Annotated in this window: 13 protein-coding genes; 9 read left to right on the top strand and 4 right to left on the bottom strand. The window is 68.4% G+C overall.

The window, feature by feature from the left end; all coding sequences use genetic code 11:
• The first annotated feature begins 36 nt into the window (after positions 1–36).
• The 8 genes from GTO19_RS04040 to GTO19_RS04075 all read left to right on the top strand — a co-directional run bounded on the left by GTO19_RS04040 (position 37) and on the right by GTO19_RS04075 (position 7,698).
• Positions 37–2,967 carry a monovalent cation/H+ antiporter subunit A gene (locus GTO19_RS04040; protein ID WP_291017350.1) on the top strand — a complete coding sequence of 977 codons (2,931 nt, stop codon included), beginning with the start codon at positions 37–39 and terminating at the stop codon, positions 2,965–2,967.
• Positions 2,967–3,311: a Na+/H+ antiporter subunit C gene (locus tag GTO19_RS04045; protein WP_288252372.1), complete on the top strand. Its 345-nt coding sequence runs from the start codon at positions 2,967–2,969 to the stop codon at positions 3,309–3,311. The genes GTO19_RS04040 and GTO19_RS04045 overlap by 1 nt, the downstream gene beginning before the upstream one ends.
• On the top strand, positions 3,308–4,969 hold the full coding sequence (locus GTO19_RS04050; RefSeq protein ID WP_291017353.1) for a monovalent cation/H+ antiporter subunit D: 1,662 nt from the start codon (positions 3,308–3,310) through the stop codon (positions 4,967–4,969). The genes GTO19_RS04045 and GTO19_RS04050 overlap by 4 nt, the downstream gene beginning before the upstream one ends.
• Complete coding sequence (locus GTO19_RS04055; RefSeq protein WP_291017355.1) at positions 4,966–5,514, top strand: Na+/H+ antiporter subunit E; 549 nt, start codon at positions 4,966–4,968, stop codon at positions 5,512–5,514. Before GTO19_RS04050 ends, GTO19_RS04055 begins: the two co-directional genes overlap by 4 nt.
• On the top strand, positions 5,511–5,789 hold the full coding sequence (locus GTO19_RS04060) for a K+/H+ antiporter subunit F (RefSeq protein WP_291017356.1): 279 nt from the start codon (positions 5,511–5,513) through the stop codon (positions 5,787–5,789). Before GTO19_RS04055 ends, GTO19_RS04060 begins: the two co-directional genes overlap by 4 nt.
• Positions 5,786–6,133, top strand: a complete 348-nt coding sequence (locus GTO19_RS04065; protein ID WP_291017358.1) for a Na+/H+ antiporter subunit G — start codon at positions 5,786–5,788, stop codon at positions 6,131–6,133. Before GTO19_RS04060 ends, GTO19_RS04065 begins: the two co-directional genes overlap by 4 nt.
• Before the next feature lie 36 nt (positions 6,134–6,169).
• Positions 6,170–6,730: a hypothetical protein gene (locus tag GTO19_RS04070; protein ID WP_291017360.1), complete on the top strand. Its 561-nt coding sequence runs from the start codon at positions 6,170–6,172 to the stop codon at positions 6,728–6,730.
• 323 nt (positions 6,731–7,053) lie between these two features.
• Positions 7,054–7,698, top strand: coding sequence for a hypothetical protein (locus GTO19_RS04075; RefSeq protein WP_291017362.1), 645 nt, complete (start codon positions 7,054–7,056; stop codon positions 7,696–7,698).
• A 19-nt stretch (positions 7,699–7,717) separates the two neighbouring features.
• Here GTO19_RS04075 and GTO19_RS04080 read toward each other — a convergent pair whose 3' ends face one another.
• The 3 genes from GTO19_RS04080 to GTO19_RS04090 form a co-directional block, all read right to left on the bottom strand.
• Complete coding sequence (locus GTO19_RS04080; RefSeq protein WP_291017364.1) at positions 7,718–8,173, bottom strand: AAC(3)-I family aminoglycoside N-acetyltransferase; 456 nt, start codon at positions 8,171–8,173, stop codon at positions 7,718–7,720.
• 28 nt (positions 8,174–8,201) lie between these two features.
• Complete coding sequence (gene cadR, locus GTO19_RS04085) at positions 8,202–8,633, bottom strand: Cd(II)/Pb(II)-responsive transcriptional regulator (protein WP_291017366.1); 432 nt, start codon at positions 8,631–8,633, stop codon at positions 8,202–8,204.
• Between the two features lie 159 nt (positions 8,634–8,792).
• Positions 8,793–11,234 carry a hypothetical protein gene (locus tag GTO19_RS04090; protein ID WP_291017368.1) on the bottom strand — a complete coding sequence of 814 codons (2,442 nt, stop codon included), beginning with the start codon at positions 11,232–11,234 and terminating at the stop codon, positions 8,793–8,795.
• A 183-nt stretch (positions 11,235–11,417) separates the two neighbouring features.
• Between GTO19_RS04090 and GTO19_RS04095 the strand changes: the two genes are divergently transcribed.
• Positions 11,418–12,716 (top strand): NAD(P)/FAD-dependent oxidoreductase, encoded by a 1,299-nt coding sequence (locus GTO19_RS04095; protein ID WP_291017370.1) that lies wholly within the window; start codon positions 11,418–11,420, stop codon positions 12,714–12,716.
• A 3-nt stretch (positions 12,717–12,719) separates the two neighbouring features.
• Here GTO19_RS04095 and GTO19_RS04100 read toward each other — a convergent pair whose 3' ends face one another.
• Positions 12,720–13,349, bottom strand: coding sequence for a LysE family transporter (locus GTO19_RS04100; protein WP_291017372.1), 630 nt, complete (start codon positions 13,347–13,349; stop codon positions 12,720–12,722).
• Positions 13,350–13,410 lie beyond the last annotated feature (61 nt).

Raw genomic sequence — 13,410 nt, forward strand, 5'->3', positions numbered from 1 at the left:
GAACTTCGTGCGCCTTTCTGGCCCTAGACTCGGGCCATGTCCTTGTTTTTGTTGCTGTTATTGCCCTTCGTGGGCTGCGTGGTCGCGGCGCTGCTGCCGACGAATGCGCGCAACCTCGAGTCGCTGTGGGCCGCGCTGGTGGCCCTGGCGGTGGCGGTGCCCCTCGGCCTCCTCTACCCCGAGGTGCGCGACGGCGCCGTGCTGATCGAACGCTGGTCGTGGCTGCCCGCGCTGGGCATCGACCTCATCGTGCGCATCGACGGCTTCGCCTGGATGTTCGCCATGCTGGTCAGTGCGATGGGCCTGCTGGTCATCGTCTACGCCCGCTACTACCTCTCGGCCGACGACCCGGCGGCGCGTTTCTACTCGCTGCTGCTGGGCTTCATGGGCGCCATGCTGGGCGTGGTGCTGTCTGGCAACCTGGTGCAGCTGGTGGTGTTCTGGGAACTCACCAGCGTCTTCTCCTTCCTGCTGATCGGCTACTGGACCCACCGCAAGGACGCGCGGCGCGGCGCGCGCATGGCCTTCACCGTCACCGCCACGGGCGGGCTGGCGCTGCTGGCGGGCGTGCTGCTGCTGGGGCACATCGTGGGCAGCCTGGAACTGGAGGTGGTGCTGGCGGCCGGTGACCGCATCCGCGAGCACGCGCTGTACACGCCCGCGCTGGTGCTGATCCTGCTGGGCGCGCTCACCAAGAGCGCGCAGTTCCCCTTCCACTTCTGGCTGCCGCACGCCATGGCCGCGCCGACGCCGGTGTCGGCCTACCTGCACTCGGCCACCATGGTGAAGGCCGGCGTGTTCCTGCTGGCGCGGCTGTGGCCGGCGCTGGCGGGCACGCCGGAATGGTTCTGGATCGTCGGCGGAGCCGGCCTGGCCACGCTGCTGCTGGGCGCCTACGCGGCCATGTTCCAGAACGACCTGAAGGGGCTGCTGGCGTACTCCACCATCAGCCACCTGGGCCTGATCACCCTGCTGCTGGGCCTCAACAGCCCCTTCGCGGCGGTGGCCGCGGTCTTCCACATGATGAACCACGCGACCTTCAAGGCTTCGCTGTTCATGTCGGTGGGCATCATCGACCACGAGACCGGCACGCGCGACATGCGCCGCCTGGACGGCCTGTTCCGCTCCATGCCCATCACCGGCACGCTGGCCATCGTGGCCTGTGCGGCCATGGCGGGCGTGCCCTTGCTCAACGGTTTCCTCTCCAAGGAGATGTTCTTCGCCGAGACGGTCTACATCAGCGCCAACCCGGCCATCGGCGTGGGCCTGCCGGCGCTGGCCACGCTGGCCGGCGTGTTCGCGGTGGTGTATTCGCTGCGCTTCGGGCACGACGTGTTCTTCGGCGCGCCACCCGACTGCCCGCGCCAGCCGCACGAGCCCGTGCACTGGATGCGCGTGCCGGTGGAGCTGCTGGTGCTGGCCTGCATCGTGGTGGGCACGCTGCCGGCCTGGTCCGTGGGACCGCTGCTGGCCATGGCCGCCACGCCGGTGGTGGGCGGCGACCTGCCCGAGTACAGCCTGGCCGTCTGGCACGGCTTCAACACGCCGCTGGTGATGAGCCTGATCGCCACCGGGGGCGGCCTGGTGGCCTACCTGCTGTTCGGCCAGTGGCTGAAGCGGCGCGCCAGCACGCGCGCGCCGGGCCTGCTGGGGCTGGACGGGCGCGCCGTGTTCGACAGCGCTTTCGTCGCGCTGACCGCACTGTCGCGCTGGCTGCTGCGCCACCTGGGCACGCGCCGCCTGCAGCCGCAGCTGTTCGCCATGGTGACGATCGCGGGCCTGGCCGGCGTGGGCGCGGCCCTGGTGGTGCCGCTGAGCTGGGGCGACCGCCCGCGCATCCCGGCCTCGCCGGGCTTCGTGCTCTTGTGGGTGGTCGCGGGCGCCTGTGCGATCGGTGCCGCCTGGCAGGCCAAGTTCCACCGGCTCGCGGCGCTGATCATGCTCAGCGTGGTCGGGCTGGCGCTGTGCATCACCTTCGCCTGGTTCTCGGCTCCTGATCTCGCGCTCACCCAGTTGTCGGTGGAGGTGGTGACCACGGTGCTGTTCCTGCTGGGCCTGCGCTGGATGCCCAAACGCGTGGTGGAGGACGACCCGCGCTTCGCGCTGCGCGCCTTCTGGCGCCGCCGGCGCGACCTGCTCGTCGCGGTGCTCATCGGCACCGGCCTGGCGGTGCTGTCCTACGCCCTGCTCACGCGCACCGCGCCGCTGTCCATCTCGCCCTTCTTCATCGAGAACGCCCTGCCTCAGGGTGGCGGCACGAACATCGTCAACGTGATGCTGGTGGACTTCCGGGCCTTCGACACGCTGGGCGAGATCACGGTGCTGGGCATCGTGGGCGTCACCGTGTTCGCGCTGCTGCGCCGCTTCCGTCCGCCGGTGGAGGTGATCGACCGCCCCGCCCAGCAGCGAGCGGTGCCCCAGCACATCGAGAGCGACCTGATGACGCGCGAGGACGGCGACACGCCGCAGCGCTACCTCGAGGTCCCTGCCGTGCTGGTGCGTCTGCTGCTGCCGGTGGCCGGCGTGTTTGCATTCCACCTGTTCATGCGGGGCCACAACGAGCCGGGCGGCGGTTTCGTGGCCGGCCTGGTGGTGGCCATCGCCTTCATCGCGCAGTACATGGTGAGCGGCACGCGCTGGGTGGAAGACCGCATGCGCCTGCTGCCACCGCGCTGGATCGCCGTCGGCCTCGGCCTGGCCCTGGCCACGGGCCTGGGTTCGCTGGCGCTGGGCTACCCCTTCCTCACCACGCACACGGCGCACGTGAGCTGGCCGCTGGTGGGTGAGGTGCACATCCCCAGCGCCGCGCTGTTCGACCTGGGCGTGTTCGCGGTGGTGGTGGGTTCCACGCTGCTGCTGCTCACGGCGATCGCCCACCAGTCCTTGCGCGCGCGCCGCCAGCTCGCCGCGCAGGACGAGGAGCTGGAAGCACAGGAACAACGACTGCAACGGGAAGGAACGCGCTGATGGAACTGATCATCTCGATCGCGATAGGCGTGATGACCGGTGCGGGGGTGTGGCTGCTGCTGCGACCTCGAACTTTCCAGGTACTGATCGGCCTGTCGATGCTGTCGTACGCGGTGAACCTGTTCATCTTCAGCGTCGGCAGCCTGGCGGTGGACGCCGAACCCATCGTGCGCCCCGGTCTGCCGGCCGACCTTCAGCACTACACCGACCCGCTGCCGCAGTCGCTGGTGCTCACCGCCATCGTCATCGGCTTCGCCACCACGGCGCTGTTCCTGGTGGTGCTGCTGGCGCTGCGCGGGCTGTCCGGCGGCGACCATGTCGATGGGGAAGAAGAGCGCTCATGATGGCTTTCACCTCACTGCCCGTCACCGAACACCTGCTGGTGGCGCCCGTGCTGCTGCCGCTGGGCACCGCCGCGCTCATGCTCATGCTGGGCGAGGGCCGCCGCCGCAGCAAGGCGGTGATCAACACCGCCTCCACCGCGCTGGGCCTGGCCCTGGCCATCCTGTTGCTAATGCGCGTGCAGGCCGGCGGCACCGCCGCGTTCGGCATCTACCTGCCGGGCAACTGGCCGGTGCCTTACGGCATCGTGCTCGTGGCCGACCCGCTGGCCGCCTTCATGGCCGTGCTGGCGGGTGCAGTGGGCCTGGCCGCGCTGCTCTACGCCTTGGCGCGCTGGCAGCACGCGGGCGTGTACTTTCACGTGCTGTTCCAGTTGCAGCTCATGGGCTTGTACGGCGCCTTCCTCACGGGCGACCTGTTCAACCTCTTCGTGTTCTTCGAGGTGCTGCTGGCCGCCAGCTACGGCCTGCTGCTGCACGGCGGCGGCATCGCACGCGTGCGCGCGGGCCTGCACTACATCGCCATCAACCTGTTTGCCTCGCTGCTGTTTCTCATCGGCGTGGCGCTGCTGTATGGCGTGACAGGCACGCTCAACATGGCCGACATCGCCGACAAGCTGCCGCTGGTGGCCGAACGCGACCGCGGCCTGCTGCACGCGGGCGCGGCCATCCTGGCCATCGCCTTCCTGGCCAAGGCCGCGCTGTGGCCGCTCAACTTCTGGTTGCCGCCCGCCTACGGCGCGGCCAGCGCACCGGCGGCCGCGGTGTTCGCCATCCTCACCAAGGTGGGTGTCTACGCCATCCTGCGTCTGTGGACGCTGTGCTTCCCGGCGGAGGCCGGTGGCTCGGCCGGCTTTGGCGGCACGGCGCTGATCTGGGGCGGCCTGGCCACCCTGACCTTCGGCGCCATCGGCATGCTGGCCTCGCAGCAGCTCAACCGCCTGGCCGGCTACAGCGTGATCGCGTCCTCGGGCACGCTGATCGCCGCCATCGGCTTCGACGCCCCCGCGCTCAGCGCCGGCGCGCTGTTCTACCTGGCCAGTTCCACCTTGGCGGGCTGCGCCCTGTACCTGCTGGTGGAGTTGCTGGAGCGCGCGCGCGAGGTGCAGGAAGGCCCCGAAGACCTGGACGATGGCCGCGACGGCCTGCCGGCCTTTCTGGACGCCGCGCCACCGCAAGGCATCAACCTCGATGACAACGAAGAAGCGCTGATCGGCCGCGCCATTCCCGCCGCGCTCGCCTTCCTGGGCGTGGCCTTCACCCTGTGCGCCATGGTCATCGCGGGTCTGCCGCCGTTCTCGGGCTTCGTCAGCAAGCTGGCCATGCTGGGCGCGCTGATCGAGGTGCGCAACACGCCGGCGTGGCTGCTGTTCGCCCTGTTGATCGTCTCCGGCCTGTTTGCGGCCATCTCGCTCATGCGCGTGGGCATGCGCCACTTCTGGACCACGCAGGACCGGCCCGCGCCGCGCCTGCGCGTGGCCGAGACCCTGCCCATCGCCGCCCTGTTGCTGGCCTCGCTGACCATGGTGAGCCAGGCCGAGACCGTGCTGGGCTACACACGCGCCACGGCCGACGCGCTGCACGAGCCGCAGCGCTACATCGACGCGGTGCGCGGCGCGACGACCGTGCCGCATCCCGCTGTGCGAGGAGGCACGCCATGAAGCGCACGACCGATGTACCTTCGCCCGCGGCTCCGGAGCGAGCGCCTTCGGGCGGCCGCGCCTCGCTCATCCCATCGCCCTGGCTGTCGCTGGGCATCTTCGGCGGCTGGCTGCTGCTCACGCGCAGCATGGGCGCGGGCCAGGTCCTGCTGGGCCTGCTGGTGGCCGTCGCGATGCCGCTGCTGATGGCGCCGCTGCGCCCCCGGCCCGGTCCGCTGCGGCGCCCCGGCACCCTGGTGCGGCTGATCCTGCGCGTGGGCCGCGACGTCGTGCGCTCGGCGATCGACGTCGCCGCTGGCGTGGCGCGCTCGCAGCGCACGCCGCCGCGCGGCCGCTTCGTGGTGGTGCCGCTGGACCTGCGCAACGTGCACGGCCTGGCCGCGCTGTCCATGATCACCGCGGTCGTGCCCGGCACGGTGTGGTGCGAGCTCGCGCCCGACTGCAGCACGCTGATGGTGCACGTGTTCGACCTCGACGACGAGGCGGCCTTCATCGCCCACTTCAAGGCCGACTACGAACTCCCTCTGAAGGAGATATTCGGATGAGCAATTTCCTCATGCTGTCGATCACCGCCACGATGGTGATGTACCTGGTGGCCATGGGCCTGGGCCTGATGCGCCTGCTGCGCGGCCCCAGCGCGCAGGACCGCGTGCTGGCGGTGGACTTCCTCTACATCGTGGGCATGCTGGTGATGCTGGTGCTGGCCATCCGCTACGACAGCGACATGTACTTCGAGGGCGCGCTGCTGATGGTGCTGTTCGGCTTCGTCGGCTCGGTGGCGCTGGCCAAGTTCCTGCTGCGCGGGGAGGTCATCGAATGAACCTGCCGCCCTGGACAGAGATCCTCGTCGCCGTGCTGCTGCTGGCCAGCGGCGTGGTGGTGCTGCTGGCTGCGCTGGGCCTGTGGCGCCTGCCCGACTTCTTCTCGCGCATGCACTCGCCGGCGCTGGCCTCCACGCTGGGCGCATGGATCGTGACCTTCGCGTCCATCGTGCACTTCAGCTCGCACACCGAGGAGGGCGCGCTGGCCTTGCACGTGTGGCTGATCATCATCGTGCTGTCCATCACCGCGCCGGTCACCACCATGGTGCTGGCGCGCGCGGCGCTGTTCCGCCGCCGCCAGGCGGGCGATCCGCTGCCTCCCCCACTGGCGGGACGGCGCTGAACGGGCGCACCCGGCTTCGGCGCAGAATCCGATCCCATGGCACTCGACCACCCCGACGACACCCCCCAGCGCCTGCCGCTGGGCTCGGGGCTGGACGCCCTGCCCACGGAGCTTCACCGCCTGGTGCTCACGCTGAACCTGGCCGACGCCAGCGGCGAGGGCCTGGGCCGCTGCGTGGAGGACTTGCTGCACCTGTCGGACAACACCATCCGCGTGGAGCAGCTCACCGCGGGGGTCTACTTCGCCTTCAACGGCCTCGACCGCGACCCGCGCCAGGTGCACACCATCCCCGAATGCCGCGACATGCTGCGCGCCCTGCACGAGCGCTGGCCGTACTGGCTGCACTTCCTGGCGCCGGTGCCCGAGCTGTGGACGGTGCTGCTGCTGTGCCTGCTGCCCCTGGGCCCGGGCGTGCGCCTGCCCAACGGCCGCATCGGCCACGAGCTCGACCGCAAGGCCTTGAAGAACCTGATGCTGGACCTGACCATCGCGCTCAACGACCTGCACGAGCAGCACAAGGTGCCGCTGGCGAACCGCCAGCGCATCTTCAAGGCGGCGATGGGGGCGATCGAGTTGGCGACGGGGTCGCGGGTGTGAGGGCGGATGTGCGCGATCCGTTTTCGCTAACCCATTTGCTTTAGATTCGATGCCTTAGCGCTGATTGCCAATTTCGGAATGATGGCGAGTTGAACTGTTCCCCACGCGTCACAGCGGGAGCAACAACGCTGCAACGCCCTATCCACCATGACATCCGAAATTTGCATTCGCACCGGCGTTCGACGACGCCTTCGGTTTGATTCTGCGGAGCGCCGCGTTCCCCGACATTCGGGGAGGCGCAAATGATTCATCGGAGTTCCCGGAGCAGTGGAGTCAAGGCTCCGTACGATGTCGGCAACACGCTGCCGCCGTCGTCGCCGACCTTGACGGAGCTGCTGGACGATCATGGCAAGCGAGGCTATCCGCATACGGATATTGCTCACTTGCTGAAGTCGTCCAAGGCAGAACACGTTCAGTCGATACCGGAATTCGTCGAGAACGGCGCAGCCGTTCCCAATGGTGATTTGCGCAAGGTCGCCAAGTGTGACGACCATCGACTCCAGAGTTCAACCGTCGAGTTGCTTGAGGATCTTCGTTCGCAGTGCGATTGCGACAATCAATACGCGTTCAGAGTCCAGTATGTGCGCCCCGAGGCGGTGACCAGGCTCACGACGCCTGGCACTCACATTGCCGATCTGGGGATTCAGTCTGCCAGCATACATTTGCCGAATGCGGAAGATTGGCAGCTTGAGCGACCTGTCGACGCCAGCAAGAAGTTCATCTTTGTTCTGGGCAAGGATGTACCAAAGAAAAACATTGCCACGGGCTTTTTGGTAGACCACGTGGTCGTGTTGCCTGGCCAGATTCTGGAGATTGGCGACAGTGTGGAACGCGCAGGGACGACCTACGTCATGCTGAAGGCCGCACATCAGCAGGTCGACCAACCCATTTACAACCCATTCGACGGGATGGAATGCTCCAACTTCGCGGACAAGACGGCCTATTTGGCTTCCTGTCGATCGCAATAAGAAACGATGGGGCCTCGTGTCAGGCCATCCGCAGATCAAAGTGCATCACGTCTTCCCGCACACCGAGCTTGGTGTACAGCGCGATCGCCGGCTCGTCGCCGTAGTCCGCCTGCACGTACACCACCCAGGCGCCGCGCTCGCGCGCGATGGCGCGCAGGTGGTCGATGAGCCGCGTGGCGATGCCCTGGCGGCGCTGCGACTCGGCCACGGCGAGGTCGTAGAGGTAGACCTCGCGGCGGCGGCGTTCGAGCTTGTCGAGTTCGTAGGCCACCAGGCCGCCGAGCACAGCCTCGCCATCGAGCGCCGCGAGGGCGATCACGTTCGGGCGGCCCAGGGCCTCGCGCGCCCAGGCCTCGTCGGGCGGGGCGCCGCGGTAGGTCTCGTCGTCGCCGAAGGCCTCGGCAAACATGGCGTTCAGACGCAGGAGCAGGGCGTGGTCGTCGGGGCCGAGGCGGTGCAGGGTGATGGGGCGCATGGGCGGCGATGGGTTGCAGGAGAGAGGTTCAGGCGATGCCGGGATGGCAGGCGCAGGCCTCGCCGTGCGCGGCCGACACCAGTTCGTCCAGGATGCCGCAGCTCGAGCCGTCCTCGCCATCCTGGCAGCGCTCGCGCAGGCGCAGCAGCTGCTTCTCCAGCGCGCGCAGGCTCTTGAGGCGGGCGCGCACGCGCGCGAGCTGTTCGTCCACCAGGCCGTCCACGTGCTGGCAGTGCGAATCGGGGTCGTCCAGGAAGCCCAGCAGGCGCTGCACGTCGGCCAGAGGCATGTCCAGCGCGCGGCAGTGGCGGATGAAGGCCAGGCGCTCCAGGTGCTCGCCGGCGTAGTCGCGGTAGCCGTTGTCGCGCCGCGCGGGCTCGGGCAACAGGCCCTGGCGCTCGTAGTAGCGAATGGTTTCGATGTCCACGCCGGTGGCGCGCGAGAGGTCCTTGATCTGCATGGCGCTGCTCCTTTCAGACCGAAGCCGACACTGTAGTCACTTCAGGCTTTTCCAGGGAATTTCAAGCCCTTCGGCCACGCACGGCGAGGCTCTGCTTCAAGTGCTGCCCATGAAGACCCTGCTGCGAGGGCCTTGATCGCTTTCCAGCCGTGTTGAGCTTCACTGATCGAGGCGCTGGATGAGCCTATTGGCGTCGGCCGCCGACAGGGTGCGCGCTTTCGAGGCCTGGAATTGCACCTCCTTGCACAGCAACTTCAAGCGATCCGATGCCGGGCCACGGAGCTCGGAGAGAGGAAGCAAGGACAGCAGGCAGTCGATCAACTGCGTGAGGCGCTTGTCGCGCGGATACGCATTCAGCAGGATGGCGGCGAGTGCCGGCGCGTAGTTGCCCGGCATGGGGACGTCCCGCAGGAGGGTGATCAGGAAGCTCTCCAGACCATTGTCCAGGCCCCGCGATGCCAGCCTGGGAAACAACATACCCAGCAAGACCAGGGTCTTGTCGTGGGCATCGAAGCCCTTCATGGCCTGCATCACGCCGTCCAGCGAGAACCGCCCCTCGCCGCTGGCCTCCCATATGGCGCCACATGCCTCTTCCACTGCCGGGTCCGACACCATCTTCAAACAGGACTTCGGGAAGATGACCGCATTGCGGTCGTTCGCGAACGGCCCCAAGGCCTGCCTGGCGGCCTTCAACAGACCGCTCAGGCTGTCGTTGAGAGACGGAGACACCGGCTGCACCGATGAAGCGACAGGCCGGGGGGATGCGCCCAGGGCCGCCTCCGCCTGAGCGCGCTTCAATCGCTCGGCATCCTTGCGCTGAATCGCCTTGTCCACCTCGTTGAGGGCCTTGTCCAACGCCTGCGGATCCAGTTCGTTCCGGCGATGGGCCTTCGCGAGCTGGGGCTCGAACTGCTTGAGCAAGTCCAGTAGAACGATGAGGTGCTGCAACTCCAGCCCTGGCAGGGAGGCCATCTCGCCCAGGGCCTGCAGCAATGGGCTGAGGGCGGCCCTTCCTGCATGCGCCGCCAACAGCACGGCCACGAAGCCGATCATGTGCTCGCTGCGCAGGCCCACATCCTTCAGGGCCAGCGCCATGAACGCCTTCAGGTCCAGCGCCGGCGGGTCCGATTGGAGCGCGGCGTGCATCAGGGCCTGCAGCACCAGGGCCTTGTCGCGGGCTGGGAGGCGCTGCAGCCAGGCCACCAGTTCCTGCGGCGGAAGCGGGCCTTCGCCGCGCCGTGCCCAGATCGCACCGAAGCAGCGGCTCACCTCCGGGTCCGACACCGTCGTCAGACAGATCCTGGCCGTCATGTCCCCGGTGGTGGAAAAAACCGCCCCGCTCAGCGCCTGGGTCAGGGCCTGCTGTCCCGCCCTCAGAAGGTCTTCCATGGGTTCGGACCCGGCGTCGGGCGCGCCAGCGCTCAAGTGACCGATCGATTCTGGCGGGGGAACACCGGGACCGTTGAGGGAGCGGGCGGTGGGCGTGGTGAGCTGCAAGCGGTCTTCGACCTCGTGCAAGGCGATCCATTGGGTCCGGCTCCAGTCGATGGCGCGCTTGGAGCCCTGAAACATCAGCTCTTTCACCCAACGGTCCCACAAGGGCTTTTCGTTCGGGTCAAGTGGTGTGTCGGACCCGCAGATCCGTTGCCGGACGCTGTCGACCACCTGGTCCAGGAACCCGTCCGACCAGTGCGCGGCCAGGGCAAACGACACACCCAGCGAACGCATGGCCGCGCTGGGGAAGCCCGCCCGGGCCAGCGCCGCCACGAAGGCCGGCAGATCGAACGCCTGCTGTCGTTCGCAGGCCCGCCGCATCAGGCTGGTCATGAGCACACCGACGACGGACGTGCCGACCCAGGTTCCGAACTGGGGGCGCAGCGCCAGGACCGTTTCGCTCAGAGCGTCCGGGTCATCTCCCATGGCGTTGACGAGGCGGTCGACGTGGCCATGCAGCGACGGGTCGTTCAACACCCTGGCCTTTTGCTTTTCAGACGGGTCGTTCAAGCGCAGATTGCGTTCCCGTTTGTCCATCGACTCGCTGGCACCCACCGCCTGCATGCACGCCTGATCGGCGGCCGCCAGGGCGTCGTCCATCAACGACATCAGCGGCGAGCGCTTGAGCGGTGCCGGCGGTTCCATGTGGATGTGCGCGTAGGCCGAATGCGGCAGGGACAGTTGGTCCTGCAGCGACGGCCTGCACACCACGAACAGCTGGCGCGCCGCATCGGGGCCGCAGGTCTGCTGCAGGCTGATCAGCACCCCGCGCCAGAACGCGGCGTCTCCGCTGACCTCTGCGTTGTCAAAGGCGGCCCGCTCCACGCAGGCCATGAAGTGGTCGATGAACCCGGTCTTGAGGAAGGCTTTCATCTGCTCGTCTGGCAGTTTCAGCGCCGCCAGGAACTCGCTGAGCTGCACCAGACGCTCGGGCTGCTTCTTGTACTGGCGCTGCGCGGCCTTCATCGCGGCCTTCAGCACTTGCTGGTCGCTGGCCCCGTCCTCGCGGGGGCTTTGCACCCTGTCTCTCACCGCGTTGTGGAGTTCGCTGAATCGCTTCCCGATGTAGTGAAACGGCTTCTTGTCCTGTATTTGCTTGCGTTCCATGGCTTGCTTCGACTCGGTTGAAAAGGTGGGGCCTGGGTAATGAAGCCGGACACCGTGTTCCCCATGGCCTTCTCTCATCAAAGCTTCGTGAGAGCTCCACCCGGACGCGCCGCCCCGCGTCGGCCACCTCGCCTTTGGCATGATCCGGCCCAGTGCGGCGCCCTTGCCGCGAAGGACCTTGGCATGAACCACCCCATCGTGATCGTCGGCGGCGGCGCCGGCGGCCTTGAGCTCGCCTGCAAGCTGGGCCGCCGACTCGGGCCCGAGCGCGTCACCCTCGTCGACCGCCAGCTCTTCCACATCTGGAAACCCTCGCTGCACGAGGTCGCCGCGGGCACGCTGGACATCCACCAGGAGGGCCTGTCGTACGAGATGCTCGCGCACGACAACCGCTTCACCTTCTGCCTGGGCGCGTTCAAGGGCCTGAACGCCGATCAGCGCGTGATCACCGTGGACGCGGTGCACGACGAGCATGGGGAGCAACTCATCCCCGAGCGCACGCTCGTGTATGGCCAGCTGGTGCTGGCCCTGGGCAGCACGGCCAACCACTTCAACGTGCCCGGCGCGGCCGAGCACACCATGTCGCTCAACCAGCCGGCCGACGCGGAGCGCTTCCGCCAGCGCATGCTCAAGCTGCTGACGGCGGCCGAGCTGCGCAAAAGCGCGGGCGTGGAGGCCGCGGTGCGCGTGGTCCTCATCGGCGGCGGCGCCACCGGCGTGGAACTGGCGGCCGAGCTGCGCGAGGCCAGCCAGGTGCACACGCGCTACGGTTTTCGCCGGCTCGATGGCCTGCGCGACGTGCAGCTCACCCTCATCGAAGGCGCGGATCGCATCCTGGCGCCGCTGCCCGAGCGGGTGTCGGCCTCGGCCACTGCGCTGCTGCGCGAGCGGGCGGTGAACGTGGTCACAGGATGCCGCGTAGCGGGCGTGACGTCCGACGCGGTGACCGACACCGAGGGCCGCAGCTTCCCCGCCGACCTGGTGGTGTGGGCGGCCGGCATCAAGGCGCCGGCGCTGTTGGGCGAGCTCGGCCTGCCGGTGACCCGCTCAGGTCAGGTGGAGGTGGAGGCGGACCTGCGCGTGAAGGGCCACGAGGCGATTCACGCACTGGGCGACTGCGCGGCCTGCGCGCTGCCGGGCGGTGGCCTGGTGCCGCCACGCGCGCAGGCCGCGCACCAGCAGGCGAGCTACCTCGCCAGGCGGCTGCGCGACCTGAGCGAAGGCCGCGCGCTCGACAAGGAGCCGTACCGGTACCGCGACCATGGGTCGCTGGTGTCGCTGGGCACGCAGAGTTCGGTGGGCAGCCTCATGGGCAACCTGTTCGGATCCACGTGGTTCGTGCAGGGGCTGTTGGCGCGGGTGATGTACACCAGCCTGCACCTGATGCACCACCAGGCGGTGCTGGGGACGGCGCGCACGGCGACGCTGGCGGTGGCCCGGTTTCTGGTGAAGCGGGCAACACCCCTGGTGAAGTTGCACTGACCCTCACGCGCTGCGCTTGAACATCGCGAGCAGGCCGCCCGCGACCACGAACAGCGTGCCGAACACGCGGTTGAGCGCGCGGATGTGCGCGGTGGACTTGAGCGTGCGCAGCAGGCGCGCGGCCAGCGCGGTGTAGCCCGCCATCACCACCAGGTCGGTGAAGCCCAGGGTCAGGCCGATCACCAGGTACTGCGGCGCCAGCGGCTGCGTAAGGTCGAGGAACTGCGGCACCACGGCGAGCAGGAAAACCGTGCCCTTGGGGTTGAGGGCGTTGATGATCCAGCCGCGCGTGATGAGGTCGCGCGGGCGGCGGCTGGTGGCCGCTTCATCACCATTGGCCAGGGGCCGCGCGGGCGCGCGCCATTGCTGGATGCCCAGCCACACCAGGTAGGCCACGCCGGCCCACTTGACGATGAGGAAGGCCGTGCTGGATGCGGTGACCAGCGCGCCCAGGCCCACGGACACCACCAGCATCTGCGTCCAGATGCCCAGCACGAGGCCGAGGGTGGTGAGGTAGCCGCGGCGGAAACCGTGCGATAGGCCGGCGCTCATGGCAGCCACGGCGCCCGCGCCGGGCGAGATGCTGATGGCCCAGGAGGCGGCGAAGAAAGCAAGCCAGGTGGCGAATTCCATGGTGGTCGATCGGCGTGGGAAACAGGGCTGTGGATGCTAGCGCTGCGCGCCCGACCCCACG

Source organism: Hydrogenophaga sp. (assembly GCF_011772445.1).
Lineage (GTDB): Bacteria > Pseudomonadota > Gammaproteobacteria > Burkholderiales > Burkholderiaceae_C > Hydrogenophaga.

Bases quoted from the DNA above. Each gene is read 5' to 3' on its own strand.
- GTO19_RS04040 (WP_291017350.1), top strand. From the start codon at position 37: ATGTCCTTGTTTTTGTTGCTGTTATTGCCCTTCGTGGGCTGCGTGGTC.
- GTO19_RS04045 (WP_288252372.1), top strand. From the start codon at position 2,967: ATGGAACTGATCATCTCGATCGCGATAGGCGTGATGACCGGTGCGGGG.
- GTO19_RS04050 (WP_291017353.1), top strand. From the start codon at position 3,308: ATGATGGCTTTCACCTCACTGCCCGTCACCGAACACCTGCTGGTGGCG.
- GTO19_RS04055 (WP_291017355.1), top strand. From the start codon at position 4,966: ATGAAGCGCACGACCGATGTACCTTCGCCCGCGGCTCCGGAGCGAGCG.
- GTO19_RS04060 (WP_291017356.1), top strand. From the start codon at position 5,511: ATGAGCAATTTCCTCATGCTGTCGATCACCGCCACGATGGTGATGTAC.
- GTO19_RS04065 (WP_291017358.1), top strand. From the start codon at position 5,786: ATGAACCTGCCGCCCTGGACAGAGATCCTCGTCGCCGTGCTGCTGCTG.
- GTO19_RS04070 (WP_291017360.1), top strand. From the start codon at position 6,170: ATGGCACTCGACCACCCCGACGACACCCCCCAGCGCCTGCCGCTGGGC.
- GTO19_RS04080 (WP_291017364.1), bottom strand. From the start codon at position 8,173: ATGCGCCCCATCACCCTGCACCGCCTCGGCCCCGACGACCACGCCCTG.
- cadR (WP_291017366.1), bottom strand. From the start codon at position 8,633: ATGCAGATCAAGGACCTCTCGCGCGCCACCGGCGTGGACATCGAAACC.
- GTO19_RS04090 (WP_291017368.1), bottom strand. From the start codon at position 11,234: ATGGAACGCAAGCAAATACAGGACAAGAAGCCGTTTCACTACATCGGG.
- GTO19_RS04095 (WP_291017370.1), top strand. From the start codon at position 11,418: ATGAACCACCCCATCGTGATCGTCGGCGGCGGCGCCGGCGGCCTTGAG.
- GTO19_RS04100 (WP_291017372.1), bottom strand. From the start codon at position 13,349: ATGGAATTCGCCACCTGGCTTGCTTTCTTCGCCGCCTCCTGGGCCATC.